Below are 26,395 nucleotides of genomic sequence, written 5' to 3'. Positions count from 1 at the left end.
CGAGGTCGTAAAACCATCGGTGGTCGAGGGCTATTCCCGCAGGACCACGCGTCCGGTGGGCAGAATCTCACCACCCTGTCGGGGAGGGGTGGCTGCGCTCAGGGCGAACACGGACCGAATGCGGGAGTGCCCCAGCGAATCCTGGCGTTAGGGTCACTGACGAAGGGCGCGGCCCGCCGCGACCCCCCAGCGATGAGATGGAGCAGATGGTGAGCAACAGCGAGACCGTCGCGGCCAGCGAACGACCGGTGGCCGGACTGGACGACCAGATCTACAACCGCCTCCTGAAGGAGCGGATCATCTTCCTCGGCTCGGACGTGCGCGATGACAACGCCAACGCGATCTGTGCCCAGCTGCTGCTCCTGGCCGCTGAGGACGCCGAGAAGGACATCTGGCTCTACATCAACTCCCCGGGCGGCTCGGTCAGCGCCGGGATGGCGATCTACGACACCATGCAGTGGGTGCCCAACGACGTGGCGACTGTTGCGATGGGCCTGGCGGCCTCTATGGGCCAGTTCCTGCTCTCGGCCGGTGCGCCGGGCAAGCGCTACGCGACCCCGCACGCCAAGGTGATGATGCACCAGCCGTCCGGCGGCATCGGCGGCACGGCCAGCGACATCAAGATCCAGGCGGAGCAGATGCTGCACACCAAGCGGGAGATGGCGGCGCTGATCGCCCAGCACACCGGGCAGACGGTCGAGCAGATCGAGGCGGACTCCGACCGCGACCGCTGGTTCACCGCCCAGGAGGCCAAGGAGTACGGCTTCGTCGACCACGTCTACGAGCACTCCGACGACGCGGGCGCCAAGGCCTGACCCGACGAGAGAGAAGAGCAGACATGACTTCGCACCAGTTCGCCGGGACGCCGCAGGGCCCCTATGCCGGGGCCGCCTGGGCAGGTCCCTCCAGCCGCTACATCCTGCCGCAGTTCGAGGAGCGCACCTCCTACGGCACCAAGCGTCAGGACCCCTACACCAAGCTGTTCGAGGACCGCATCATCTTCCTGGGGGTCCAGGTGGACGACGCGTCCGCGGACGACATCATCGCCCAGCTGATCGTGCTGGAGAGCCAGGACCCCGACCGAGACATCCTGATGTACATCAACTCCCCGGGCGGCTCGTTCACCGCGCTGACCGCGATCTACGACACGATGCAGTACATCAAGCCCGACGTGCAGACGTTCGTCATCGGCCAGGCGGCCTCGGCGGCCGCCGTGCTGCTGGCGGCCGGTGCGCCGGGCAAGCGCTTCGCGCTGCCCAACGCCCGGGTCCTCATCCACCAGCCGGCGCTCGCCGGTGGTGACTACGGCCAGGCCTCGGACATCGAGATCCAGGCCAACGAGGTGCTGCGGATGCGCACCTGGCTGGAGGAGACCTGGGCCAAGCACTCGGGCAAGAGCCCCGAGCAGGTCAAGAAGGACATTGAGCGCGACAAGATCCTGACCGCGGCCGAGGCCAAGGCCTACGGCCTGGTCGATGAGGTGCTGGAGTCCCGCAAGGCGTCCACCGCCCTCTGAGGCCAGGCGCGGTGCGCGGGTTCGCCCGTTACCTGCACACACGGACGGCAGGCGCGTTACCTGCACACACGGACGGCAGGTCCGGAGCGGGTCAGTCCACCGGGACTGGCCCGCTCTGTCGTGTCTCCGCCGGGCCCGTCACCGGCGGGCGTCGCGTCCCAGCACCCGGGCGAACTCCCCGGGCGTGTAGCCGGTCACGGCGCGGAAGTCCCGAGTGAAGTGGGCCTGGTCGGTGTAGCCGAGATCCGAGGCGAGGTCGGCCAGGCTGACCTGCCCGTGCTTGAGCTGGTCCGCGGCGTCGTGGAGGCGACGCCGCTGGATGAGCCACTTGGGGGTCAGCCCCAGCAGGCCGACGGTGAGACGCTGCAGCGCCCGGTCACCCAGCCCGACCCGTTGGGCCAGGTGGCCAACCGTCAGCAGGTCGGGATCGGACTCCACGGCCTCGACGACCGCGTTGAGCCGGAGGCCCTCGGCGCCCACGCTCCGCACCAGCCTCGTCTCCACCTGACGGATCGCGGCGACGTGAGCCTCAGTATCTGAGGGGTCGGGCGCCATGACCTCCCGGACGCGCGGCACCAAGGCGGCCAACCGGGGGAACTCGCCCAGGTCGGCGTAGGTGTCCACGAGATGGGAGACCGCCTGGCCGGCCACGGCCTGACCGGCCCCCGGTTGCAGCATGACACCGACTGCCCACCCGGACTCCGCGAGCTCAACGGTGGACAGGCCACGTGCCACGCCGTAGAACCGCGCGTAGGTCCCGGAGACCACGATCAGGCAGGTCGGGTACTGCAGGACCTGCTCGGTGCGGGTGATGCCGGCCCCGAGATCCCACACCGGCACCCAGTAGTGACGCACGACCTCCCGTAGCTCGGCGGGCGGGCCGTAGCGGTGCACCGGTGGTGCCGCGTCGGCGCGCTCGGTCAGTCGCGCCCGGTCGATGGGATGCGCTGCTGACATCTGTCGGATTATCGCAAGACCCCGGCCCGTCGATGGACGAGGCTGGTGTCATGAACGCACAGCAGACACACGACCGTCTGGCCACCGGGCCTGCGGCCGACTACCGCACCAAGGCCGCCGCGATCTCCGCACTGCTCGACCCTGCGACCGAGGGGGACTGGGACCGCCCCACCCCGTGCGAGGGGTGGGCGGTGCGCGACCTGGTCGACCACCTCATCGACACGCAGCGCAGCTTCCTGACGGCGCGGGACCTGACGATCGACCGGGCGACCGACCAGAGCCCCCGCGAGCTCTGGCGACAGCACGTGGAGGCCGTCATCGACCTCCTCGAGGACCCGGACATCGGACCCCGTGAGTATGACGGCCACTTCGGCCGGACGACGATCGGTGCCACCATGGCGGGCTTCTACGGCTGGGACCTGATCGTGCATCGCTGGGACCTGGCCCGGGCCCTCGGGGCGGACGAGGAGCTGAGCCCTGGCGAGCTGGACGAGATCGAGGCCGCGATTCCGGGCTTCGGGGAGCAGCTCTACGGTCCTGGCATCTGCGCCCAGCCCGTCGAGGTGGCCGACGACGAGTCCCGACAGGTCCGGGTGCTCGCCAGGCTCGGCCGCGACGCCCGCTGAGACCTGAGTGCCCTCCCGAAGTTGGGCCGCTAGCCGTGCCCAGGCGATGTGGGGAGAGCGAGGTGGCGCAGCACGTCCCGGGCCAGGTCCCCGACCGGCCGGCCGTCGGTCGGCAGGTTGCCGGCCAGGGCGAGCGCGGCGAAGCCGTGGGTCAGGCTCCATGCGGCCAGCGCCAGCGGGTTGGTGCGCGGGTCGCCGGCCTGGTCGCGGCCGGCGAAGTCTGCCGCACCGATCATCAGGGCGGCACCGAGGCCGTCCAGGGCCTGCCGGAGTGACGGGTCAGCCATGTCCACGAGCTCGGGACGGAACATCACCTGGAAGTGCGCGGGGTGCTCCAGAGCCCACTCGATGTAGGCGACGCCCGTCTCCAGGAAGCCCTCCGGCCCGGTGCGGTCGACCGCCCCCAGAGCCAGCGCCATCCCGGCATACCCCTCCGCAGCCAGGGCGGACAGCAGCCCCCGCCGATCGCCGAAGTGATGGCGAAAGGCGGTGTGGCTGACCTCGGTGGCCCGGGCCAGGCCGCGGATGCTCAGCCGGTCCACGCCGTCGCTGGCGATGGCGGTGGTCGCGGCCTCGAGCATGGCCCGACGGAGGTCTCCATGGTGATAGTGCACCCGGTCATCTTACCGCTGGCAATTTCCGGCGGAGGCGAGTAGTCTTTCCAGTGGAAAGATTCAGTGCCAAGACTCAGGGTCACGTCTCGTGCCACCGACTGCTCCTCCGCAGCGGCAGGCACACCGTGCCCTACCGAGGAGACGCACCATGTTGAGCGCCAGCACTGCCCAGACCGGTGGCATCGTCCTGCTGACCGTCGTCGCGATCGCCTTCGGCGGCACCTTCCTGCTCCGGGTCGTCACGGGCGGGGTGCCCAGCAACGACCTGCAGAAGTCCTTCTTCCGGGCCGGCCACGCCCATGCCGGGGTGCTGGTGATCCTGGGCCTCGTCGCGACCCTCTACGTCGACCTCGCGGGGGTGGCGAGTCCCTGGTCGACCCTCACGAACGGCATCCTGCTCGCCGCGATCCTGATGCCCGCAGGCTTCTTCCTGTCGGTCATCGGTCGCGAGCCGCAGCGCCCCAACCGCGTTGTCGGACTGGTCTGGCTGGGCGCCCTGAGCCTCACGATCGGGGTCGTCAGTGCTGGTCTCGGGCTGCTCCTGGTCTGAGCTGCAGCCGGCTCGGGTGTGACCGGCGACACCGTGCAGGTTGCGGCTCGATAACAATTGACCAATTGTTTACAATCCGACGCCGGCCCAACGCCGTGACGTTTCCGCAGGTCAACGGCGCGTCGTCGCGCCGAATCCACGCCCTGAGAGCGACTGCGGCTGGGCGCGCCCGGTTGTGGTCCCGTGAACCCTTCCCTACGTTGGACTGCGATTCATAGTCCCCGAGGGGCGACGTCTCACCGTGCAGCCACGCACGCGGCAGCGAAGGCGACAGCCTCGTCCAACCGAAAGGACCATCTATGACCACGTCACAGACCCGCAGGAGCGCGCTGGCCGTGACCCTGACCGTCGGCGCTCTGGTGCTGACCGCCTGCGGTAGCGACTCCGAAGAGGGCAACACCCTCGAGCGGGCGCAGGAAGAGGGCACCATCAAGATCGCCTACGCCGGCGAGATCCCCTACAGCTACCAGGACGACAGCGGTGAGCTCACGGGTGCTGCCTACGCCATCGACAAGGCGATCTTCGCCGAGCTCGGCATCGACAACGTCGAGGGCCAGCTCGTCGAGTGGGACGCCCAGATCCCCGGCCTGAACAAGGGTGAGTACGACGCGGTCTCCTCCGGTATGTCGATCCTGCCGGACCGGTGCGAGAAGGCTGCCTTCGCTGAGCCCACCCTCATGTACACCAGCACGCTCATGGTGCCGGAGGGCAACCCCGAGGGGCTGGCCGACTTCAGCAGCTTCGAGGGATCCGACCTGACCCTGGCCGTGCAGTCCGGCGCGATCGAGCAGGGCTACGCCGACGACCTCGGCCTGGAGAACACGATGACCGTGAACTCGGCCCAGGACGGCATGGATGCCGTCGTCAACGGCCGGGCCGACGCGTTCGCCCTGACGAACATCACGCTGGGGATCATGGCCGAGGAGAACCCCGATGCCGGGGTGGAGACCACCGGAGGCTTCGTGGCCGTGGTCGACGACCTCGCCCAGATCAGCGCCGGTTCGACCGTCTTCCGCGATGGCGACACCGACCTGCTCGCCGCCTACAACGAGGAGCTGGCCAAGATCGTCGGCGACGAGGACCGGTTCCTCGAGCTCGTCGGCGAGTTCGGGTTCACCGACGCCGAGCGTCCCCCGGAGGGCCTGACCGCCCAGATGCTCTGCGACGGCGACCTGGAGGCGGCCAACGAGGCCGCGGACCAGGCCGGCAACTGATCGCGACCCGGTGACCGAGTTCTTCAGCGACCTCGGCACGGTCCTGCTCCGACTGGTCCAGGATGGCCTCACGGCCACCCTCGTGGCCTTCGTGGGTGGGGCCGTGCTGATGGTCATCGTCGCGGTCCTGCTCGGCCTGGCCGAGCACCAGGGGCCAGGCTGGCTGCAGGTGATCGCGCGGTTCATCGTGGAGCTCTTCCGCGGAACCTCGCTGGTCGTTCAACTCTTCTTCATCTTCTACGTCATCCCCACCTTCACCGGCTTTGACCTCGGGTCCACCTGGACCGCGATCGTGGCCCTCGGGCTGAACTACGGGGCCTACGGCGCCGAGGTGGTCCGCGGCTCCCTCAACGCGGTGCCCTCCGGCCAGTGGGAGACCACCACGGCGCTGTCCATGCCGTGGATGACGAAGATGCGGCGGGTGATCTGGCCCCAGGCCTGGGCCCTGATGCTGCCCGGCTTCAACAACCTCATGGTCATGCTTGTCAAGGGCACCGCGGTCGTGGGGCTGGTCCTGCTCGCGGACCTGACGTTCGAGGCGGAGCAGCTGCGCCGTCAGGTGGGCACCTGGCCCGCCTTCATCGGCGCCATGCTCATCTACTACGTCATCGCCCTGGCGGTCTCCACGATCATGCGGGTCATGGAGCGCCGCGCCCAGCGCAAGCTGGGCCTCGGCGACTTCGAGATCGCCCAGGCACGCAAGGACGCCGACCAGGCGCTCTCCGGTGCTGTCGCCTCCGGCGGGTCAGGGTCAGGGTCCGGGTCCGGCTCGGGGTCAGGTTCAGGTTCAGGGTCGGCGTCAGCGTCAGGGGAGGGTGATTCCTGATGTGGGACAACCAGCTCTTCCTGGAGTCCATCCCGATCCTGCTCGAGGCGTTCCTCAAGATCACCCTCGTGGTCACGGTGCTGTCGTCCATCCTGGCGGCACTCCTCGGCCTGGTCTGGGCGATCGGGCTGCGGGAGCTGCCCGGGTGGGCCGCCGCACCGCTGCGGTTCGTCCTCGACTTCATCCGGATGACCCCGCTACCGGTGCACCTCCTCGTGATCTACTACGCGTTCAACAACCTCAGCGCGATGACCGTCGGGGTGCTGGTCTTCGGCGTGCACTACTCGACCTACATGGCCGAGTCCTACCGGGCCGGTATCGAGTCGATCCGCAAGGGCCAGTGGGAGGCCGCCACAGCGCTCTCCCTGCCGGCGAGCAGGACCTGGCGCGCCGTCATACTGCCGCAGGCGATCCGCAACACCCTGCCCTCCCTGGGCAACTGGGCCATCGCCATGTTCAAGGACACCCCCTTCCTGATCTTCATCTCGGTGCCGGAGATGGTCACCAAGGCCCGCGAGTTCGGCGGTCAGAACTTCTCCTACGTCGAGTCGATGACCGTCGCCGGTGTGCTGTTCCTGGTGGCCAGTTATCCCACCGCCGTCCTGATGCGAAAGCTGGAGAAGAAACTTGCCTACTGACCAGACCCCAGACACGCCCGCCCAGGGCAACGGTGGCGTCCCGCGCGTCCAGTTCGAGGACGTCGTCAAGCGGTTCGGCAGCACCACGGTGCTGGACAACCTCAACTTCACGGTGGGCCACGGCGAGCGGGTGACTCTCATCGGGCCCTCCGGCTCGGGCAAGACCACGATCCTGCGGTTGCTGATGACCCTGGAGCACCTCACCGACGGCTACATCTGGGTCGACGGGGACCCGCTCACCCACGCGCGGCAGGACGGCAAGCGGGTCGAGCTGAGGTCCAAGCAGATCGCCCAGGTGCGCAAGCGCATCGGCATGGTCTTCCAGCAGTTCAACCTGTTCCCCAACATGACCGTCGTGGACAACGTCATCGAGGCGCCGATCCACGTGCTCGGCCAGAGCAAGGAGCAGGCCAGGGAGAACGCCCTGTCGCTGCTGGACAAGGTCGGGCTGAGCCACCGGGTCGACGCCCACCCCTCGCAGCTGTCCGGCGGGCAGCAGCAGCGGGTGGCGATCGCCCGGGCCATGGCGATGGACCCCGAGATCCTGCTGCTCGACGAGGTCACCTCGGCGCTCGACCCCGAGCTGGTCGGCGACGTGCTGGCCGTGCTCAAGGACGTGGCGGCCAGCACCGACATCACGATGCTGATCGTCACCCACGAGATGCAGTTCGCCCGGGACGTCTCGGACCGGGTGATGATGTTCGACAGCGGGCACATCATCGAGGAGGGGCACCCGGACAAGATCTTCTCCGACCCCGACCACGAGCGCACCCAGAAGTTCCTGCAGGCGGTGATCTGAGGTCTTCGGACTGCTCTCAACGCCTGCGACAACCCCGGCCGGATCCCACCGGCCGGGGTTGCGCTATCAGCGGACAGTCCCGCGAAACACGCCCACCGTCGCGATATGAACTGCGCTCCGGGGAGGGATCGGGGTAGCGTCGTCACAAGGCACCGCCCCGGGTGCTGGTAGTCGACCGAAGGGAAGCGCTGTGGCTCGCATGGGAGAGAGCAGCGACGTGCTGAAGTGTTCTTTCTGCGGGAAGAGCCAGAAGCAGGTCATCAAGCTGATCGCGGGCCCGGGGGTCTATATCTGTGACGAGTGCATCGACCTGTGCAACGAGATCATGGAGGAGGAGCTGGCCGAGTCCGGCGACCTCGGGCTGGGGACGCTGCCCAAGCCGCGTGAGATTTTCGACTTCCTCGAGCAGTATGTCGTGGGCCAGGACACCGCCAAGCGCGCCCTGTCCGTGGCCGTGTACAACCACTACAAGCGGGTCCAGGCCGGGCAGGGGCGCAAGGGCGAGGACGCCGTCGAGATCGCCAAGTCCAACATCCTGCTGATCGGTCCGACCGGGTGCGGCAAGACCTATCTGGCCCAGACCCTGGCGCGGATGCTCAACGTCCCGTTCGCGATCGCCGACGCCACGGCCCTGACCGAGGCCGGCTACGTCGGCGAGGACGTCGAGAACATCCTGCTCAAGCTCATCCAGGCCGCCGACTTCGACGTGAAGAAGGCCGAGAGCGGCATCATCTACATCGACGAGATCGACAAGATCTCCCGCAAGTCCGAGAACCCCTCGATCACCCGTGACGTCTCCGGCGAGGGCGTGCAGCAGGCGCTGCTGAAGATCCTGGAGGGCACCACGGCCTCGGTGCCCCCGCAGGGCGGCCGCAAGCACCCGCACCAGGAGTTCATCCAGATCGACACCTCCAACGTGCTGTTCATCGTCGGTGGGGCCTTCGCCGGGCTCGAGAAGATCATCGAGGCCCGCGCCGGCAAGCAGGGCCTCGGTTTCGGTGCCGAGCTGCACTCGGCCAAGGACTCCGGCGAGCGCTACGAGGACGTGCTCCCCGAGGACCTCATGAAGTTCGGGCTGATCCCGGAGTTCATCGGCCGGCTCCCGGTCATCACCACCGTCTCCCCGCTGGACGGCGCCGCCCTGTCCAACATCCTCACCGAGCCGCGCAACGCCCTCATCAAGCAGTACAAGCGGATGTTCGAGATCGACGGTGTCGAGCTGGAGTTCACCGACGACGCCATCGACGCGGTCGCCGAGCAGGCCCTGCTGCGGGCCACCGGCGCGCGCGGCCTGCGGGCGATCCTCGAGGAGGTGCTGATGCCGGTGATGTTCGACGTCCCCAGCGACGACGAGATCACCCGCGTCGAGGTCACCCGCGAGGTCGTCCTGGACAACGTCAACCCCACGATCGTCCGCAAGCAGCCCACCAGCCGCAAGCGCGCCGCCCGCAAGGAGTCCGCCTGACCCGAGCCGGGTGCTCCGCGGCTCTCGCAACGCGGTGCCGCCGGGCACGGGGACGCCCGGTGATCAGGAGCTCGGGGTGTCCTGCTTGGTCGTGACGACCCAGTAGTGCACGCCGATCCCCAGCCCGAGCGCCAGCAGCGCGGCGATCACGGCGGTCAGGCCGCCGCCGTAACCCCACGCCTCGTGGGCGTAGGCGACCAGCGAGAGGGCGAGGGTGGCGCCGACGACCCAGGCGAGGCGCACGGCATACTGCCCGAACCAGGTCGCCGGGAGCTGGGCCTGCGCGGGGGCCGCGGCGCTCAGGGCACACGCCGTGTGGAGCAGGAGCAGGCACACGCCGGCGGGGGCGGCCAACGGGACCATCGGCTCGGGGACGCCGGCCCACCACACGGCCAGGCAGTAGACCAGGACGGCGCCGGGAAGCACGGTGTGCGGGTTGAGCACGCAGAGCGCGCCGAGGAGTCCGAGCACGATGAGGGCATACATCGAGGACTCACCGGCGATCAGCAGCACCGTGGTGAAGCCCAGCAGCGAGGCCATGATGACGAAGCGCAGCAGCACCTGTTGGGGGCTGAGGGAGCGCAGGTCCTCGATGAGGTCCTTCATCGGGTTCATCGGGCGGCCCCCTGCCGGTGGCGGGCCAGGCTGCGCAGGACCTGGTCGAGGCTGCCCGGCCCGCGCCACGGCACGACCGGGACCCCGCTGGCCTGGACGCGCCGCAGCTCGGCCTCGCGCTCCAGGAGGCGGATCCGCCAGCCGAGCCGGGCGATGTCGTCCTGCTCCCCGGGTGGTTGCACATCGTCGACGAGGGCGTCGATGACCACGACCTGCAGGCCGCTGCGGCTGAGCAGCGCGGCCTGGGCCAGGGGGGCGGGCGCGACGAGCGCGGAGATCATCACCACCAGGGAGCCGGGTCCGATGCCCCGCCGGATCCGGCGCGGGTCGATCTGGTCCTGGGGTTGGGCCTGCACGAGCGAGAGGGTCTCCAGCACCCGCTGGCTGTGCCGGCGCCCGGTGCCGGGGGGAAGCGTGAGCGGCGTGCGCGCGGAGAGGACCTGCAGGCTCACCCGGTCGCCCTGGTGGAGGAAGTGCTCGGCGACCGCGGCGGCGGCACGCACCGAGTAGTCCAGCGAGCTCGAGGCACCCTCCTTGGCGACCGAACGGCCCAGGTCGTAGTGCGCGTCGACCAGGATCGCCACGTGCGTGTCCTGGTCGGCGTAGCTGGAGGTGACGTGCAGCTCGTTGGTGCGCAGCGACCGGGACCAGTGGATGCGCTTCAGGCGGTCGCCCCACTGGAAGGGCCGGATCGTGTTGAACTCGCTGCCGTCCCCGGGACGCCGCGACCGGTGCTGCCCGACGAGACCCTGCGGGTGCGGGGCGGGCGCGGCCGTGTCGAACACCGCAGGGTCCGGCAGGACCTTGATGACCTGGTGCTCCAGCGGCACCGGCCCCCACCGGAAGGCGCCCCACGGGCTGGTCGCGCCGACCAGGGCCGGACCGATCCGGCGCAGCCCCCAGCGGTCGGCCCGGACCCGGGAGATCAGGTGCACCTCCCCGCGCTCGCGGTCGGCGGCCGTGACCTGGTGCGTCCGCGCACCTCGGTCCGGGTCCAGCTCGACGTGCGGGCCACCGATCAGCGACGACGACGTCAGCTCAGCATGATCGGTCGTGGTGACGCCGACCACGGCACGGTTCCACTGGCCCTCCCGCAGGTGGGAAGCCGGGATGACCAGGCGCGTCTCCGGGACCGTGCGTGGCCGGGTCATCGCCGACCAGAGGGCCACCATCCCCAGGGGGGCACCGAGCAGGAGTATGTCGGGGCGCTGGGTCAGCACCGCGCCCAGGGCGGCGAGCGCGAAGACCAGGACGGCCCGGGCGTGGGCGTGCGTGACCGCCCACCGGTTGTCCGGGTGGGTCCGCGCGGACGGGGTGCCCAAACTCATGCGGTCTGCCTCAGACGCTCTGGGTGGCCCCGGTCGACTGGCGGGCCGAGGGCACCGGGACGTCGGCGAGCACGGCCTCCACCACCCCGGCGCCGCCCAGGTCGGACATCCACAGCTCGGGCTTGATCGAGATCCGGTGGTCCAGCACCGCGTGGGCGACCGCCTTGACGTCCTCGGGCGTGATGTAGTCGCGACCGTCGACCACGGCGTGCGCCCGCGCGGTCAGCATCAGCGCCAGCGAGCCGCGGGGTGAGGCGCCGACCTGCACCGCCCGGTGCTGCCGGGTCGCGGATGCCAGCGCCACGCAGTAGCGCGCGATGTCCTCCTCGACCGGGACCGTCTCGATGACCTGCTGCATCTGCAGCAGCCCGGCCGCGTCGGTGACCGGCGCCAGGTGCTGGTCCTCCTGCTGACGGGCGACGCGGCGCCGCAGCACGTCATACTCCTCCTCCTCGGTGGGGTAGCCGAAGGAGATCCGCAGCAGGAACCGGTCCAGCTGGGCCTCCGGGAGGGGGTAGGTGCCTTCGTACTCGACCGGGTTGGCGGTGGCGAGCACGTGGAAGGGCTGGGCCAGCGGGAAGGTCTCACCCTCGACGGTGACCTGGTGCTCTTGCATCGCCTCGAGCAGCGCGGACTGGGTCTTGGGTGGTGTGCGGTTGATCTCGTCGGCCAGCAGCAGCCCGGTGAACAGGGGTCCCTTGCGGAACTCGAACTCGCCGGCCTTCTGGTCGTAGACGAACGCACCGGTCAGGTCGGCGGGCAGCAGGTCCGGGGTGAACTGGGCGCGGGTGAACTCTAGTCCGAGGCTCTGCGCGAAGGAGCGGGCGGCCAGCGTCTTGCCCAGCCCGGGGAAGTCCTCCAGCAGCACGTGACCCCGGGCGAGTATGCCGCACAGCACCAGGGTGAGGGCCGCCCGCTTGCCGACGACGGCCGTCTCGACCTGGTCGAGCACGCTGGCGACCCGGTCGGAGACCTGGGCGATGATCAGGGAGGGGGTGGGCTGGGTGGTCACAGTTCCTCGATTCGGTCGAGTGCTCGGGCGATGTCGCGCTTGCTGCGCTTGGCGGTGCCGGTCGGGGGCTTGGACAGGTACTTGATCAGGTCGGCGTGCATCATCGCGGCCGCGCCGTCCGGGTCCGCGTCGAGGTCGATGCCGTGGTTGGCCATCAGCCGCTCGGCGGCCAGTGACCTGATGACCGAGTAGATCTCGTCGGTGCGGTCGCTGCGCTCCGTCGCGTCCCGCAGGTCGCGGCGCAGCCGCAGCATCCGGTAGTCCAGCGCCGCGGGCCGGACCGACTCCTCGCGCATCGAGGCGAACCAGTAGGCCGGCTTGAGGCGCACCGACTCCTCGGACATCACCCAGCTCAGCAGGGTCACGACCGCGCCGACCAGGAGCGCGATGACCACTGCGACGGTGAGGTCGAAGCGGAGGACGTTGATGTACCAGAGGACGGCGCCAACGACTGCTGTCGCCAGGAACGACGCGATCGCCCGCGTGAACCGGTCCCGCCGCGTGCTGGACCTGCGGGCGACGAGTCGGGTGCCCTGGCCACCTCCCGCGGGAATCACGGGTGCCCACCGTCCGTGGTAGTGGTGGCGTCCTCCGCGGCCGGGGTGCGGGTGTCCTCCGCGGCCGCGCGTGCCTTGGTTGCGGCGAGTTGGTCGTGGATGCTCCCGACCAGGGTGACGGCGCGATCGCCGGTGGCCTGGGCGACCGGGTGCCGGGAGAACCGGGCCTCCCGGTAGAGCTCGGCGAGCTCCTGGGTGGAGGCCTCGTCGACGTCCCAGACCCCCAGGAAGCGGCGGGTGAACTCGGCGGCGGTCTCTGCCGGGTCGCGGGCCAGGCCGGAGGCGGAGGCGGCGTCCTCGAGCGCGACCCAGCACCGCACGACGACGTTGCGCGGCTCGCCCTCGGCCAGGGCGGCCCGGCGTGCCTCCTCCGAGGTCGCCGTCAGCAGCAGACCCAGGTCGTCGTCAAGCTCGTCGACCGGTGGCTCGTCCCGGTCCCAGTCGCGGCGCAGCAGCCACTGGAGGAACTTGACCGCGATGGCCAGGATGACGAGGGCGAAGAACACCATGAGCCAGTCGAGCGCGGGCGCGGTCCCCTCGACCGGCAGCTCGGGGGCGGTGGTCGTGATCTGCACATCGTCGTTCTGCGGGGCCTCCTGGGTCGGCGTGTCGATCCCGACCTCACCGGAGGGCGGGGACAGGACCGAGGTGCCCGAACCGCTGCCCCAGGTGAGCAGGATCAGCACGACCGCGGCGACGGCGGCCGCCGCGATCACCTTGCCCCTGTGCATGCCCCGACCTTACGTGTGCTGCCGTTCGATCACCGAACCTCGACACGGTCGGCCGGTTCAGTCCCCGGGCGGCTCTCAGTGGGGAAACCGGTGGTCGTCAGGGCGCACTGGGTTGACCCACGAGGCGTGCTGACCGCGTCGGGGGCGTGGGACGGGGAATGTCGAGGTGGGGTGTGCGGGCTCAGGCAGTGATGAGCTCGGTGCCGGAGACGGTGAGCACCTCGGCAGAGGCGTAGGACACCTCACCCACCACCTTGCCGGCTGCCCGCAGGTCGGACTCGGCAGCTCGCACCAGGTCCAGGTCGGCGTCGGTGCCGCTGACGGTGGTCGCCGAGACCTCCGTGCGCATGCCCACCCTGGCCTCGGACTTGGCCCGACGGACCCCGGCCAGGGCCTGCCGGACGACCTCGAGCATCCGCGGGTCAGCGCCCTCGGCGCCGCCGGCGATCTCCTCGACCGTGGGCCACGGCTGGGTGTGCACCGAGTCGGCGTGCCACCAGGACCAGACCTCCTCCGTCGCGAAGGAGATGACCGGGGCCAGCAGCCGCAGCAACACGTCCAGCGCGACCTGCAGCGCGGCGCGGGCCGACTCCACGGCGGCCCGGTCGAGGGTGGCGTCCGAGCCGTAGGCCCGCTCCTTGACCAGCTCCAGGTAGTCGTCGCAGAACGTCCAGAAGAAGGACTCGGTGACATCCAGGGCCTTGGAGTAGTCGTAGTTCTGGTAGGCCTCGGTCGCCTGCCTGACCACGTGCAGCAGTCCAGCGAGCATGGCGCGGTCCAGCGGGACGGTGACGCGCCCCACCAGTGTTGGCAGGTCATCCGGCAGCGGCGGCTGCGCGCCCTCGGGCACCTCGTGCAGACCCATTCCCAGGGCGAACTTGCTGGCGTTGAGGATCTTGATCGCCAGGCGGCGCCCGACCTTCATCTGCGAGGCGTCGTCGACGGTGTCGACACCCGGGCGGGCGGCGGCGGCCCAGTAGCGGACCGCGTCGGTGCCGTTCTGCTCCAGGGTGCCCAACGGTGTCGTGGCGTTGCCCTTGGACTTGGACATCTTCTTGCGGTCGGGGTCGAGGATCCACCCGTTGATGTAGGCGTTGGTCCAGGGCACGGAGTCGTGCTCGAAGTGCGCCCTGACCGCCGTCGCGAAGAGCCAGGTGCGGATGATGTCGTGTCCCTGCGGACGCATGTCGAACGGGAAGATCTTGGCGAACAGCGCGCTGTCGTTGCCCAGCTCACCGTCGGCGCGACCGGCCAGCGGCCACCCGGCCGCGATCTGCGGGGACAGCGATGAGGTCGCCCAGGTGTCCATGACGTCCGGGTCGCCGGTGAAGCCGCCGGGCTGGTCGCGCTGGTCCTCGGTGTAGCCCTCCGGCACGTCGGACGTCGGGTCGATCGGCAGCCGAGCCTCGTCCGGGGTCAGCACCGTGTCGTAGTCGGTCTCGCCGTCCGCGTCCACGGCGTACCAGACCGGGAACTGCACGCCGAAGAAGCGCTGCCGGCTGATCAGCCAGTCCCCGTTGAGACCCTCGACCCAGTTCCGGTAGCGCGAGCGCATGAACGCCGGGTGGAAGTCGATCTGCTCGCCGCGCCCGATGAGGTCGGCGCGCAGGCCGGCGTCCTTGCCGCCGTTGCGGATGTACCACTGCCGGCTGGTGACGATCTCCAGCGGCTTGTCGCCCTTCTCGAAGAAGTTGGCCTTGCGCTGGGTGGCCTTCGGCTCACCGTCCAGGTCACCCGAGGCCTGCAGGGCCTCGACCACTGCCTTGCGCGCACTGAACGTGGTCTTGCCAGCCAGCTCCTCGGCATACAGCTGCTCGCCGGGGCCGCCGACCACCCACTCGGGAGTCTCACCCTGGAGCCGGCCGTTGCGGGTGATGACCGAGCGGGTCGGCAGCGAGAGCTCGCGCCACCAGATGACGTCGGTGAGGTCGCCGAAGGTGCAGCACATGAGGATGCCCGAGCCCTTGTCGATCTCGGCCAGCGGGTGGGCCAGCACCGGCACCTCGACCCCGAACAGGGGCGAGGTGACGCTGCTGCCGAAGAGGTGTTGGTAGCGCTCGTCGTCGGGGTGGGCGATGAGCGCGACCACCGAGGGGATCAGCTCGGGTCGGGTGGTCTCGATGTATGTCGGTCCGTCAGCTCCGTGGAACGCGACCCGGTGGTAGTGCCCCGGGTAGTCGCGGGCCTCGAGCTCGGCCTGGGCGACCGCGGTCTGGAAGGTGATGTCCCACAGGCCGGGGGCCTCGGACTGGTAGGCCTCGCCGCGGGCCAGATTGCGCAGGAAGGCCTGTTGGGCGACGGCCCGGGAGCGGTCGTCAATGGTGCGGTACTGCACGTTCCAGTCGATGCTCAGCCCGAGCCGGCGGAAGGTCTCCTCGAAGGTCTTCTCGTCCAGGACGGTGAGCTCCTCGCAGAGCTCGATGAAGTTGGCGCGCCCGATCGGCACCTGGTTGGCCGCCTTGCTGGACTTGGTGTCACCGCCCTGCTGCGGCGGGGTGAAGTCGGGGTCGTGGGGCAGCGTCGCGTCGCCCCGGACGCCGTAGTAGTTCTGCACGCGACGCTCGGTGGGCAGGCCGTTGTCGTCCCAGCCGATCGGGTAGAAGACGTGCTTGCCGGTCATCCGGTGGTAGCGGGCCAGGCAGTCGGCCTGGGTGTAGCCGAAGACGTGACCGACGTGCAGGCTGCCGCTCGCGGTCGGCGGGGGAGTGTCGATCGCGAAGATCTGGCTGCGGTCGGCGGCCAGCGCGGCCTCCCGGTCGAACGCGTAGGTGTCCTGCTCCTGCCATACGGCCGCCCACTTCTCCTCCAGCCCGTCGACGGACGGCTTCTCCGGCAGGGACACCGGGGTGAGGTTCGTGGTGCGTATGGCGTCAGTGGTCATGGGCGGCATTCTCCCATCCCGGCAGGGTGGGACCGAACCAGGTTTCTCCGTATGCCGTGTGGTCGCCACGGCCTGCTGGTGGGCGGGCCGCGCTGGGCTCTTACTCGGCCATCTTGCGGAACTCGATGAGCTCGCCCCGCGAGGAGGAGCGCGCGCAGATGTCGCGCAGGTCGGCCTCGTCGTCGCTCTTGATGAGATAGACGCCGACGATCTGCTCGACCGACTCGGTGAACGGACCGTCGGTGACCAGGGTGCCGCCGCTGCCGTCCGGTCGCATCGAGGTGGCGTCGGCCGAGGGCTCGAGCGGGCCGGTGACCAGAATCTCGTGCCCGCCGGCGGGCGGGTCCTGGTGGAACTGCCCGTGGGAGGCCTGCCCGTGCTCGTGGGCCTCGGCCGGGAGCTCTGCCCACTCGGCCTCGGGCGCGGGCAGCAGGATCAGGTAGCGGCTCATCTGGGTCCTCTCGGGATGTGGCGGCCGCGGTCGCGACCTCACCACGTGACGCACGAGGACGGCCGGGATCGACCGACACAGGCAGTTCATGAATGAGACAGCTGATCAGTCGTCGGTCTGGTGCCTGCCCGATGGGCCCTGCCGCAGGACAGCAGGCGTCCATCGGGGCCATGCTGGAGTGCCGATGAGGGTGCCTTGTGCGAACGTCGCGCACCGTCGAAAGGGTGTGCGTGCGCTGCTGTTGTCGAAGACGTCGGTGAGGTCGGCGAGCTGGATCGCGGCGTCGACGTGCGCCCACAAGCGCTCGTGTCGCTCACGGATCTTGCGTTCCGGCACTGAGTGGCCGCCCCGTCGCTCTCGTTCGAGGACACGCTGTACTGCGAGCTCGACGGGAATGATGATCACGTGCAGGTGCACCAGATAGCCGGCCTCGATGGCGTCCGCCACGAGTTGGACCTTGCTCGGGTGCGAGAACACCGTCTCGGATATGAACGAAGTCCCCCCGGCGATGTGCTCCCGGCGCTGCGCCTCGGCGATCCTGGCGGCTTCGTAGGAGTGCTCCGCCTGGGCGCCGGCCCACCGAGCGGCCGCGATCTCATCGGCGTTGACGAACGGTAAACCTGTCGCCGGTGCGAGAACGTCGCGGACATAACTCGACTTGCCTGCGCCGTTCGGTCCGGCCAGGAGGTGCAGCTGCGGCATCAGTGGCGCGCTGGGTGGATGATGACGTTGCCGTCCTCATCCGCCTCGGAGTAGGACTCGCCGGCGGCGACGAACTGGTCCTTGTAGTTCAACGCCTCCCGCAGTGCCGTCATGCGATCGGTCCACGCCTGGCGGACGACAGCCTGTTCCTCCTCGTCCAGCGCGTCATAGGACGCTGCTCCCGCAAGGACCTGGGCGATCGCTCGCTGGTTGGTCCCCGGAGACATCTCCAGCTGGCGGCCGATGCGAGCCCAGTGCGCGATCTGTTGAGGCACCGTGCGCGAGGAGACGGCTGCCGCCGCGACCGCTGACTCATACACATCGGCGGGGAGGCGCGTGGGCTGGCTAGTCCTCGTCATGAATCTAGGGTAGCACCGTGCTACATGGGTGCTCAGGCGAAGATGCGTCCGGGGTTCATGATCCCCAGCGGGTCGAACAGCGCCTTGACGGCACGCTGCCGGGCGACCTCCGCCGCGCCGAGCTCGCCCTCCAGCCAGGGAGCCTTCAGCGTGCCGACGCCGTGCTCACCGGTGAGCGTGCCGCCCAGGGCCCACGCCGCCTCGACCGTCTCACCGAACGCTGCCTGGGCGCCCGCAACCTGAGCCGGGTCGTCCTTGTCGAAGAAGAAGCACGGGTGCAGATTGCCGTCGCCGGCGTGGCCGCTGCAGACGGCCTCGAGCCCGTGGTGGTCGGCGATCTCGTGCACCCTGCGCACCAGGTCGCCGAGCCGCCCGACCGGGACACACACGTCCTCGATCACCCTGGACCCTCGCGCTTCCAGGGCCGGGTTCAGCGCGCGCCGCCCCTGCAGCAGCAGGTCCGCCTCGACCGCGTCGTCAGCCACCGCGACGTCGGACGCACCCGCGGAGGCCAGCGCCTCGGCATACTGCAGGACGTCGTCGTGGGCGTGACCGATCCGGTCGGACTGGACCAGCAGGACACCCCCGGCATCGGCGGGGAAGCCGTAGTCGCCGAACTCCTGGATCGCGGCGATGCTCGGCCCGTCCAGGAGCTCGACCAGGCTGGGCGTGTGCCGCTGCTCGCGCAGCGCCGCGACGCCCGCCATCGTCGCCTCGAGGGTGTCGAAGACGGCGAGCACGGTCAGCGCCGGGTCGGGGGCGGGGATCAGCCGCAGCACCGCCTCGGTCACCACGCCGAGCGTCCCCTCCGAGCCGACAAACAGCCCGGTCAGGTCATAGCCGGTGACCCCCTTGGCGGTCCGGCGACCCGTCCGCATCACCTCGCCGCCGGGCAGCACCACCTCCAGGCCGCGGACATAGTCGGCGGTCACGCCGTACTTCACGCAGCACAGCCCGCCCGCGTTGGTGGCGATGTTGCCGCCGATCGTGCAGGAGTCCGAGCTCGCCGGGTCGGGGGGATAGGCCAGGGAGTATGCCGTGAGCTGGGTCTTGAGGTCGGCGTTCACCACTCCCGGGCCCACCACCGCGATCCGCTCGACCGAGTCGATCTCGACGTGGTCGATGGCCTCGGTGTTGAGTGCGATCCCGCCCTGGATCGCCATGGCGGCCCCGGTCGTGGCGGTCCGCGCACCCTGGGGCACGACGGGGATCCGGTGCGCTGCGGCATACCGCAGCACCTCGACGACGTCGGCGCGGTCCCGCGCCCGGACCACGGTGAAGTCCTCCGGCGCCACAGCGCCCGGGCTGTGGTCGACGCCGTAGGTGCGGGCCACGTCCGGGTCGGCGACCAGCCGGTCGGTCAGGCGCGCGGGGAGTGACGGCATACGGCCACTGTGCCACGGAGGCCGCGTCGGGTCAGACCGCGCGCCGCACGTCGGTGTGACCGAAGTCGTCGCCCTTGAACAGGAGCGGCTCGTCTCGCTCGGCCGCAAGGGCATAGCTGAAGCAGTCGCCGAAGTTCAGGCGCGCGGGGTGGCCCGACCCCCGCCCGAAGTCGCGGTAGGCCTCGCGTGCGACCCGGGCCTGCCCGGCGGTGACATCGAGGACGGTGACCCCGAGCTCCTCCAGCAGGACGTCATACTGCCGCGAGAGCACTCCGTTGCGGCGACCGTCGAGCACCACACCGACCTCTGTGCACGACACGGCCGACATGGCGGCCTGAGGTGCTGAGCGGATCGCTTCCAGGAACGCGCCGCGCTCCGGCTCGTCGAGCAACACGGCCACGATGGCGGAGGAGTCGACGATCATGCGGGCAGGCCCTCGTCGTCGTAGAGGCTGTCAATGGTCAGCCGAATCGCCTCGGCATCGGCCGGGGTGATGGCGGCATCGAGGGTGGCCAGGATCTCACCGATCCTGTCTGGGGATCTGCTCGCCCGAGGCTCCAGGTCGCGCAGATAGCGCTCCAGCGCCTCCTCCAGGACCGACACCTGGGACCGGCCGCTGGCGTGTGCGGCGCGGCGCACCAGCTCGACCACGTGCGGGTTCTTGATGTTGATCGCCATCTACCCATGGTACCGGACATGGTATTCGGGTACCTTTCCCGTCCAGCCTGAAGGTGTCCCTGGCTGCTGGGGAGCCGCGCGTGCAGAATCTCCCCGAAAATGGGTTTCGGGCGTGCAAAACCTCCCCAAGAATGGGGCTAGCATGGACGGTGGCGTCTGAGCCGTCATCACCGGCGAGCCTCCGGAAGAACAGGCCCCACGGCATACCCCCGTGGTGCCTCACTAGAACCGGACGGGTGGGCCCGACACAGCCTGGACCAGAGCGGTCGCGTGCATGCACGCGGCAAGCGAGGTGGTACCGCGGCGCGCAATCGTCGTCCTCGTGCAGGAGCCGAGTTGACGACCGAGCAGGAGCCGCCCGAGATGACCTACCCCAAGGTCGACACCGCCAAGCAGGGGCTGACCCCTGCCCCAGACTTCCCCAGCCTCGAGCAGGCCGTGCTGGCGTACTGGGAGGAGAACGACACCTTCGTCAAGAGCGTCGAGCAGCGGGACGCGGGGGAGGACGGCGCCAACGAGTTCGTCTTCAACGACGGCCCGCCCTTCGCCAACGGGCTGCCGCACTACGGCCACCTGCTCACCGGCTACGTCAAGGACGTCGTCCCGCGCTACCAGACGATGCGGGGCCGCCGGGTCGAGCGCCGCTTCGGCTGGGACACCCACGGGCTGCCGGCCGAGCTGGAGGCTATGAGCCAGCTGGGCATCAAGACCAAGGACGAGATCCTCGAGCTCGGCATCGAGACGTTCAACGCCGCCTGCCGTGCCTCGGTGCTGCAGTACACCGACGAGTGGCGCGAGTACGTCACCCGTCAGGCTCGCTGGGTCGACTTCGAGAACGACTACAAGACCCTCAACACCGAGTACATGGAGTCGGTGATCTGGGCGTTCAAGCAGCTCTACGACAAGGGGCTGGCCTATGAGGGTTTCCGCGTGCTGCCCTACTGCTGGAACGACCAGACGCCGCTGTCCAACCACGAGCTGCGGATGGACGAGGAGGTCTACCAGGTCCGCCGCGACCCGGCTGTGACGGTGGGCCTGCGCATCCTGCCCGAGGAGACCAGCGAGGGCAGTATGTCGTCGGGCGGGGGCGACGACGTCCTCACCGGCGCGCTGGCGCTGGTCTGGACGACGACCCCGTGGACGCTGCCCTCCAACCTGGCGATCATGGTCGGCGAGGACATCGACTACGTGGTGGTGGAGAGCGACCACACGGGCCGCACCGAGCGGTACCTGCTCGCCGAGGCCCGCCTCACGGCATACAAGAACGAGCTGGGGCGCGAAGGCACAGACCCGACGGTCCTTGCTCATTACACCGGCGCCGAGCTGGCGGGGCGCTCCTACGCGCCGCCGTTCAGTTACTACGTGGGCTGGGAGCGGGCGCACCGGTTGGTCGTCGCCGAGTTCGTCACCACGACAGACGGCTCCGGCCTGGTGCACACCGCCGGTGCCTTCGGTGAGGACGACAAGGTGGTCACCGACCGCGAGGGCATCGAGGCGGTCATGCCGGTCGGCGCGGACGGCGCCTTCACCGCGCCGGTCAACGAGTATGCCGGGATGCTGGTCTTCGACGCCAACGCGCCGATCATCGACCACCTGAAGGCTGCCACCCGGGTGCAGGACCCGGCCCGTGCCGGCGAGGACCTGGACACCGGCTCGGTCACCGAGGGCACGGTGCTGCTGCGGCGCGAGGCCTACGACCACTCCTACCCGCACTGCTGGCGCTGCCGCGAACCCCTGATCTACAAGGGCGTGTCCTCCTGGTTCGTCGAGGTGACGAAGTTCAAGGACACGATGCTGCGCACCAACGAGGACATCACCTGGGTGCCCGACCACGTCAAGCACGGCCAGTTCGGCAAGTGGCTGGCCAACGCCCGCGACTGGTCGATCTCGCGCAACCGCTTCTGGGGCAGCCCGATCCCGGTCTGGAAGTCGGACAACGAGGCCTACCCACGGATCGACGTCTACGGCTCGCTCGCCGAGATCGAGGCCGACTTCGGCGAGCTGCCGCGCAACCGCGAGGGCGACGTCGACCTGCACCGGCCGTTCGTCGACGAGCTGACCCGGCCCAACCCCGATGACCCGACCGGCCGGTCGACGATGCGCCGCGTGGAGGACGTGCTGGACGTCTGGTTCGACTCCGGGTCGATGCCCTTCGCGCAGTGGCACTTCCCGTTCGACAACACGGAGTGGTTCGAGCAGCACTACCCGGCGGACTTCATCGTGGAGTATATCGGGCAGACCCGCGGCTGGTTCTACACCATGCACATCCTGGCCGCCGCGCTGTTCGACCGCCCGGCCTTCGAGACGTGCATCAGCCACGGCATCGTCCTGGGCAGCGACGGGCAGAAGATGTCCAAGTCGCTGAAGAACTACCCGGACGTGCGGGAGGTCTTCAACCGCGACGGTGCCGACGCGATGCGCTGGTTCCTGATGGCCAGCCCGATCCTGCGCGGCGGCAACCTGATCGTCACCGAGCAGGGCATCCGCGACGGGGTGCGCCAGGTGCTGATCCCGCTGTGGAACGCCTACTACTTCTTCGGGCTCTACGCCAACGCCGCGGGCCGCGAGGCGACGTGGTCGACGGCGTCGACGCACGAGATGGACCGTTACATCCTGGCCAAGACCCGCGACTTCGTGACCGAGGTGCAGGAGGCCCAGGACGCCTTCCACATCGCCACCGCGTGCGAGGCGGTGCGCTCCTTCGTGGACGTGCTCACCAACTGGTACATCCGCGGCTCCCGCAACCGCTTCTGGGCCGAGGACCAGGGCGCGTTCAACACCCTCTACACGGTGCTCGAGGTGACCTGCCGGGTCGCCGCGCCGCTGCTGCCGCTGACCACCGAGGAGGTATGGCGTGGGCTCACCGGCGGTGAGTCGGTGCACCTGACCGACTGGCCCGACGTCGCGGACCTGCCCGCCGACGACGACCTGGTCGCCGCCATGGACACCGCGCGCGAGGTGTGCTCGGTGACGCTGGGTCTGCGCAAGGCCGAGAGCCTGCGGGTGCGGTTGCCGCTGTCCACGCTGACCGTCGCGACCGCGCACCCCCAGGGACTGTCGGTACTGACTGACATCGTGCGTGACGAGGTCAACGTGCGAGAGGTGGTGGTGCTGGACCTGGCGGAGGCGTCGGCGGCAGACTTCGGTGTGGAGCAGAAGCTGACCGTCAACGCGCGCGCGGCAGGGCCGCGCCTGGGCCGGGACGTGCAGACCGCGATCAAGGGCTCCAAGTCCGGTGACTGGTCGGTGGCCGAGGACGGCACGGTGACCGCCGGTGGCCTGGAGCTGGTCGAGGGGGAGTACTCCCTGGAGACCGTGGTCGCGCAGGCTCCCGACGGCACGTCGCAGTCGACGGCGATGCTGCGCGGTCAGGGTGGTGGCTTCGTGGTGCTCAACACCGAGGTGACCGAGGACCTGGCCCGCGAGGGTCTGGCCCGTGACCTGGTGCGTGCGGTGCAGGGCGCCCGCAAGGACGCCGGACTGCAGATCACCGACCGGATCAGCCTGACGGTCGTCGGCGACGACGACGTGTGGGAGGCGGCGACCCAGCACCAGAAGCTGGTGATGGACGAGACCCTCGCCGTGCAGTTCGGCGCGGCCGGGGCGGGCACGCCGCTGCCCAAGGGGCCGAAACACAACCTCGGTGGTGGCACCGACCCGGACGGCGGCACGCAACCCCGCATCACGTCATACGCGACGGCGGCCGAGCTGGACGGCGGCCGGAAGGTCGAGCTGCTCATCACCAAGGTGGACGCCCGATGAGCAAGAAGCGCGCGGTGGACCCGGAGGTCGCGGCGCGGATGGCGCATGTGACCGAGGAGATCCTGTCCCGGTCGCCGGAGAACGTCGTCGAGCCGACGCTCGACCGGGTCGCTCAGGTGATGGACCTGCTCGGCCAGCCGCAGCACACCTTCGGGCTCGTGCACATCACCGGCACCAACGGCAAGACCTCCACGACCCGGATGGTCGAGCGCCTGCTGCGCGAGCTGGGGCTGACGACCGGCCGGTTCACGAGCCCGCACCTGCACGACCTGCGGGAGCGGATCGCGATCGGCGGTGAGCCGATCGACGAGGAGCGCTTCCTGGCGGCCTACGACGACGTGCTGCCCTACGTCCAGATGGTCGACGAGGCCTCCCTGGCCGCGGGTGGTCCGCGGATCACCTACTTCGAGCTGCTGGTGATCGTGGCCTACGCCGTGTTCTCCGACGCCCCCGTCGACGTGGCCGTCGTCGAGGTCGGCCTGGGTGGCGTGTGGGACGCGACCAACGTCGCCGACGGTCAGGTGGCCGTGGTCGCGCCGGTCGCCATCGACCACACCCGGTTGCTCGGTGACAACATCATCGACATCGCCACCGAGAAGGCCGGCATCATCAAGTCCGACGCGATCGCCGTGCTCGGCGTCCAGGAGGACGAGGTCATGCAGCTGCTGCTGGAGCGCTGCGACGAGGTGGGGGCCGCCGCGCAGGTCGAGGGGCTGGCTTACGGCGTGCTGGAGCGCGAGGTCGCGGTCGGCGGCCAGCTGGTGTCGTTGCGCGGGCTGGCCGGTGACTACACCGACGTCTTCCTGCCGCTGTTCGGCGCCCACCAGGTGCACAACGCGGCGATGGCGGTCGCCGCGGTCGAGGCGTTCGTCGGGGGAGGGGAGCAGCCGCTGGACGCCGACGTGGTGCGTGCGGCGTTCGCCGACGTCACCTCGCCGGGCCGGCTGGAGATCGTGCGGCGCAGCCCCACGGTCATCGTCGACGCCGCGCACAACCCGGCCGGGGTGGCGGCGATGGCCGACGCCATCCGCGAATCGTTCACCTTCCACCGGCTGGTCGGCGTCGTCGCCGTGCTCCAGGAGAAGGACGCCTCATCGATGCTCGAGGTCCTGGAGCCCCTGCTGGACCACATCGTGGTCTCCCGCAGCACCTCTCCGCGCTCGATCCGACCGGAGCGGCTGGGCGAGATGGCGGTCGAGCTGTTCGGTGAGGACCGGGTCACGGTCGTGCCGAACCTGCCCGACGCGCTCGACCTCGCCGCCGGCCTCGCGGACGAGGGCGGGGTGTCCGGGGCGGTCCTGGCCACCGGTTCGATCACCACCGTCGCCGACGTCCGGATGCTGCTGGGCGCCGACCAACGGGGTGACCGGCCGTCGTGAGCTGGCTGCGACACCTCCGGTTCTCCGGCGTCGCCGGCCAGGCGACCCGGCGCCTGGCCTCGATCGTCCTCGGCGGGCTGGCGCTCGCCCTGTTCTTCGGCGGGCTCGTCGGGCGCCAGCTCGAGCTCGCGCACGGCGGTGACCCGACCCGGGCCAACTGGCTGTTCGTGGGCGGCATCGTGCTGTCGCTGCTGGCCGTCGTCGCGGCCGGCTCCCTGCGCCGTCCGTGGGGACTGACCCTCGGCTGGGTCGTGCTGGGCCTCACCGCACTGAGCACCATCTGGTTGACCCCGATGGCGATCGTGGCGGTCCTCTTCGGCGCGTTGTGGCTGCTCGCGCTGGTGCAGGGCCCCAGTATGGAGCAGATGACCCGGGACTGGATCGCCGAGCACGGCGACGTGCACCCCGACGACCGCGACCCCCACCCCACCGAGCGCACCGACCGTGAGGACACCACCTGATGGGATATCTCGAGGCGATCGTCCTCGGGCTGGTCCAGGGGCTCACCGAGTTCCTACCGATCAGCTCCAGCGCGCACATCTCGATCGTCGGCCAGCTCTTCGGGTGGGGCGATCCGGGCGCGGGCTTCACGGCGATCAGCCAGCTGGGCACCGAGGCCGCCGTCCTCGTCTTCTTCTGGCGCGACATCGTGCGGATCATCAGCCACTGGGCCCAGTCCCTGGTCGGCCGCGTGCCCCGGGACGACCCCGACGCCCGGATGGGCTGGCTGGTCATCATCGGCTCGATCCCGATCGGGGTCCTCGGCTACACCCTGCAGGACTACATCGAGACCGACCTGCGCAGCCTGTGGCTCACCGCGACGATGCTGCTGGTCTTCGCCCTGGTGATCTACGCCGCCGACCGGGTCGCGGCCCGGGTGAAGCACCCCAAGGGGCTGCGGGAGATCAGCTGGCGCGACGGCATACTGTATGGGCTCGCGCAGTCCCTGGCCCTGGTCCCGGGCGTCTCCCGCTCCGGCGGGACGATCGCGGCCGGTCTGTTCATGGGCTACAAGCGGGAGACCGCGGCGCGCTACAGCTTTCTGCTCGCCATCCCAGCGGTCATCGGGTCGGGGCTGTTCCAGGTGGCCAAGCTGTCCGAGGAGGGCGTGAAGACGGCGTGGGGGCCCACCTGGGTCGCGACGGCCATCGCCTTCGTCGTCGCGCTGGCGATCATCGCCTGGTTCATGCGCTACATCAGCACGCACAACTTCACGCCGTTCGTGATCTACCGCATCGTGCTCGCGCTCGTGCTGTTCGCGCTGCTGGGCACCGGTGTGCTCGTGGCCTGACCAGGCGCGTGCTCAGGCAGTGTGCCGGGCGGTCCTGCCACACGACGCGCGTCCAGTGG

General features: G+C 69.7%; 27 protein-coding genes. 13 read left to right on the top strand and 14 right to left on the bottom strand.

Annotated features, from left to right (window positions below):
* The first annotated feature begins 206 nt into the window (after positions 1-206).
* Together MWU75_RS05365 and MWU75_RS05360 are read left to right on the top strand one after the other, a co-directional pair.
* Entirely contained in the window at positions 207-815 is a 609-nt protein-coding gene (locus MWU75_RS05365; protein WP_247088745.1) for an ATP-dependent Clp protease proteolytic subunit, read from the top strand.
* A gap of 23 nt (positions 816-838) precedes the next feature.
* On the top strand, positions 839-1,516 hold the full coding sequence (locus MWU75_RS05360) for an ATP-dependent Clp protease proteolytic subunit (protein ID WP_247088744.1): 678 nt from the start codon (positions 839-841) through the stop codon (positions 1,514-1,516).
* 138 nt (positions 1,517-1,654) lie between these two features.
* Here the strand turns inward: MWU75_RS05360 and MWU75_RS05355 are convergent, their stop codons facing one another.
* Positions 1,655-2,473, bottom strand: a complete 819-nt coding sequence (locus MWU75_RS05355; RefSeq protein WP_247088743.1) for an AraC family transcriptional regulator — start codon at positions 2,471-2,473, stop codon at positions 1,655-1,657.
* A gap of 50 nt (positions 2,474-2,523) precedes the next feature.
* Between MWU75_RS05355 and MWU75_RS05350 the strand changes: the two genes are divergently transcribed.
* Complete coding sequence (locus tag MWU75_RS05350) at positions 2,524-3,099, top strand: TIGR03086 family metal-binding protein (RefSeq protein WP_247088742.1); 576 nt, start codon at positions 2,524-2,526, stop codon at positions 3,097-3,099.
* Positions 3,100-3,128: 29 nt separating this feature from the next.
* On the opposite strand, the gene MWU75_RS05345 is transcribed toward MWU75_RS05350, so the two are convergent.
* Positions 3,129-3,713 (bottom strand): TetR/AcrR family transcriptional regulator, encoded by a 585-nt coding sequence (locus tag MWU75_RS05345; RefSeq protein ID WP_247088741.1) that lies wholly within the window; start codon positions 3,711-3,713, stop codon positions 3,129-3,131.
* A gap of 148 nt (positions 3,714-3,861) precedes the next feature.
* Here MWU75_RS05345 and MWU75_RS05340 point away from each other — a divergent pair, with 148 nt between their 5' ends.
* The 6 genes from MWU75_RS05340 to clpX all read left to right on the top strand — a co-directional run bounded on the left by MWU75_RS05340 (position 3,862) and on the right by clpX (position 9,205).
* The gene (locus MWU75_RS05340) at positions 3,862-4,263 is read left to right on the top strand and encodes a hypothetical protein (RefSeq protein ID WP_247088740.1); all 402 of its coding nucleotides are present in this window, start codon (positions 3,862-3,864) and stop codon (positions 4,261-4,263) included.
* 299 nt (positions 4,264-4,562) lie between these two features.
* Positions 4,563-5,477: a transporter substrate-binding domain-containing protein gene (locus tag MWU75_RS05335; RefSeq protein ID WP_247088739.1), complete on the top strand. Its 915-nt coding sequence runs from the start codon at positions 4,563-4,565 to the stop codon at positions 5,475-5,477.
* Between the two features lie 10 nt (positions 5,478-5,487).
* Entirely contained in the window at positions 5,488-6,303 is an 816-nt protein-coding gene (locus MWU75_RS05330; protein WP_247088738.1) for an amino acid ABC transporter permease, read from the top strand.
* Positions 6,303-6,941, top strand: a complete 639-nt coding sequence (locus MWU75_RS05325; RefSeq protein ID WP_247088737.1) for an ABC transporter permease subunit — start codon at positions 6,303-6,305, stop codon at positions 6,939-6,941. The genes MWU75_RS05330 and MWU75_RS05325 overlap by 1 nt, the downstream gene beginning before the upstream one ends.
* Positions 6,931-7,740 (top strand): ectoine/hydroxyectoine ABC transporter ATP-binding protein EhuA, encoded by an 810-nt coding sequence (ehuA, locus tag MWU75_RS05320; RefSeq protein WP_247088736.1) that lies wholly within the window; start codon positions 6,931-6,933, stop codon positions 7,738-7,740. The genes MWU75_RS05325 and ehuA overlap by 11 nt, the downstream gene beginning before the upstream one ends.
* A gap of 190 nt (positions 7,741-7,930) precedes the next feature.
* The gene (gene clpX / locus MWU75_RS05315; protein ID WP_348647739.1) at positions 7,931-9,205 is read left to right on the top strand and encodes an ATP-dependent Clp protease ATP-binding subunit ClpX; all 1,275 of its coding nucleotides are present in this window, start codon (positions 7,931-7,933) and stop codon (positions 9,203-9,205) included.
* 63 nt (positions 9,206-9,268) lie between these two features.
* On the opposite strand, the gene MWU75_RS05310 is transcribed toward clpX, so the two are convergent.
* The 12 genes from MWU75_RS05310 to MWU75_RS05255 form a co-directional block, all read right to left on the bottom strand.
* Positions 9,269-9,820 carry a hypothetical protein gene (locus MWU75_RS05310; RefSeq protein WP_247088734.1) on the bottom strand — a complete coding sequence of 184 codons (552 nt, stop codon included), beginning with the start codon at positions 9,818-9,820 and terminating at the stop codon, positions 9,269-9,271.
* Positions 9,817-11,148: a DUF58 domain-containing protein gene (locus MWU75_RS05305; RefSeq protein WP_247088733.1), complete on the bottom strand. Its 1,332-nt coding sequence runs from the start codon at positions 11,146-11,148 to the stop codon at positions 9,817-9,819. Before MWU75_RS05305 ends, MWU75_RS05310 begins: the two co-directional genes overlap by 4 nt.
* Before the next feature lie 10 nt (positions 11,149-11,158).
* The gene (locus tag MWU75_RS05300; RefSeq protein ID WP_247088732.1) at positions 11,159-12,160 is read right to left on the bottom strand and encodes a MoxR family ATPase; all 1,002 of its coding nucleotides are present in this window, start codon (positions 12,158-12,160) and stop codon (positions 11,159-11,161) included.
* On the bottom strand, positions 12,157-12,717 hold the full coding sequence (locus tag MWU75_RS05295; RefSeq protein WP_247088731.1) for a hypothetical protein: 561 nt from the start codon (positions 12,715-12,717) through the stop codon (positions 12,157-12,159). The genes MWU75_RS05300 and MWU75_RS05295 overlap by 4 nt, the downstream gene beginning before the upstream one ends.
* Positions 12,714-13,448 (bottom strand): DUF4129 domain-containing protein, encoded by a 735-nt coding sequence (locus tag MWU75_RS05290; protein WP_247088730.1) that lies wholly within the window; start codon positions 13,446-13,448, stop codon positions 12,714-12,716. Before MWU75_RS05290 ends, MWU75_RS05295 begins: the two co-directional genes overlap by 4 nt.
* 181 nt (positions 13,449-13,629) lie before the next feature.
* Positions 13,630-16,329 (bottom strand): valine--tRNA ligase, encoded by a 2,700-nt coding sequence (valS, locus tag MWU75_RS05285; RefSeq protein ID WP_247088729.1) that lies wholly within the window; start codon positions 16,327-16,329, stop codon positions 13,630-13,632.
* Positions 16,330-16,429: 100 nt separating this feature from the next.
* Positions 16,430-16,780 (bottom strand): YciI family protein, encoded by a 351-nt coding sequence (locus MWU75_RS05280; protein WP_247088728.1) that lies wholly within the window; start codon positions 16,778-16,780, stop codon positions 16,430-16,432.
* A 105-nt stretch (positions 16,781-16,885) separates the two neighbouring features.
* Positions 16,886-17,482, bottom strand: coding sequence for a zeta toxin family protein (locus MWU75_RS05275; protein WP_247088727.1), 597 nt, complete (start codon positions 17,480-17,482; stop codon positions 16,886-16,888).
* A complete protein-coding gene (locus MWU75_RS05270; RefSeq protein WP_247088726.1) occupies positions 17,482-17,841 on the bottom strand; it encodes a ParD-like family protein in 360 nt (119 codons plus the stop codon). Before MWU75_RS05270 ends, MWU75_RS05275 begins: the two co-directional genes overlap by 1 nt.
* A 32-nt stretch (positions 17,842-17,873) precedes the next feature.
* Positions 17,874-19,226: an FAD-linked oxidase C-terminal domain-containing protein gene (locus MWU75_RS05265; protein WP_247088725.1), complete on the bottom strand. Its 1,353-nt coding sequence runs from the start codon at positions 19,224-19,226 to the stop codon at positions 17,874-17,876.
* A gap of 31 nt (positions 19,227-19,257) precedes the next feature.
* Positions 19,258-19,650, bottom strand: coding sequence for a type II toxin-antitoxin system VapC family toxin (locus MWU75_RS05260; protein ID WP_247088724.1), 393 nt, complete (start codon positions 19,648-19,650; stop codon positions 19,258-19,260).
* Positions 19,647-19,904 (bottom strand): type II toxin-antitoxin system VapB family antitoxin, encoded by a 258-nt coding sequence (locus MWU75_RS05255; protein ID WP_247088723.1) that lies wholly within the window; start codon positions 19,902-19,904, stop codon positions 19,647-19,649. The genes MWU75_RS05260 and MWU75_RS05255 overlap by 4 nt, the downstream gene beginning before the upstream one ends.
* A 363-nt stretch (positions 19,905-20,267) precedes the next feature.
* Between MWU75_RS05255 and ileS the strand changes: the two genes are divergently transcribed.
* Genes ileS through MWU75_RS05235 form a run of 4 tightly spaced genes read left to right on the top strand, consistent with a single transcriptional unit; the run spans position 20,268 to position 26,336 of the window.
* Positions 20,268-23,666, top strand: coding sequence for an isoleucine--tRNA ligase (gene ileS, locus MWU75_RS05250; RefSeq protein ID WP_247088869.1), 3,399 nt, complete (start codon positions 20,268-20,270; stop codon positions 23,664-23,666).
* On the top strand, positions 23,663-25,045 hold the full coding sequence (locus MWU75_RS05245) for a folylpolyglutamate synthase/dihydrofolate synthase family protein (protein ID WP_247088721.1): 1,383 nt from the start codon (positions 23,663-23,665) through the stop codon (positions 25,043-25,045). The genes ileS and MWU75_RS05245 overlap by 4 nt, the downstream gene beginning before the upstream one ends.
* Complete coding sequence (locus MWU75_RS05240) at positions 25,042-25,506, top strand: DUF4233 domain-containing protein (RefSeq protein WP_247088719.1); 465 nt, start codon at positions 25,042-25,044, stop codon at positions 25,504-25,506. Before MWU75_RS05245 ends, MWU75_RS05240 begins: the two co-directional genes overlap by 4 nt.
* A complete protein-coding gene (locus tag MWU75_RS05235; RefSeq protein WP_247088717.1) occupies positions 25,506-26,336 on the top strand; it encodes an undecaprenyl-diphosphate phosphatase in 831 nt (276 codons plus the stop codon). Before MWU75_RS05240 ends, MWU75_RS05235 begins: the two co-directional genes overlap by 1 nt.
* The last annotated feature ends 59 nt before the right edge of the window (positions 26,337-26,395 follow it).

Source organism: Ornithinimicrobium sp. F0845 (assembly GCF_023015765.1).
Taxonomy (GTDB): Bacteria; Actinomycetota; Actinomycetes; order Actinomycetales; family Dermatophilaceae; genus Ornithinicoccus.
The sequence above is the reverse complement of the archived record's forward strand: the minus strand, read 5'-3'. Positions and strand labels throughout refer to the sequence as shown.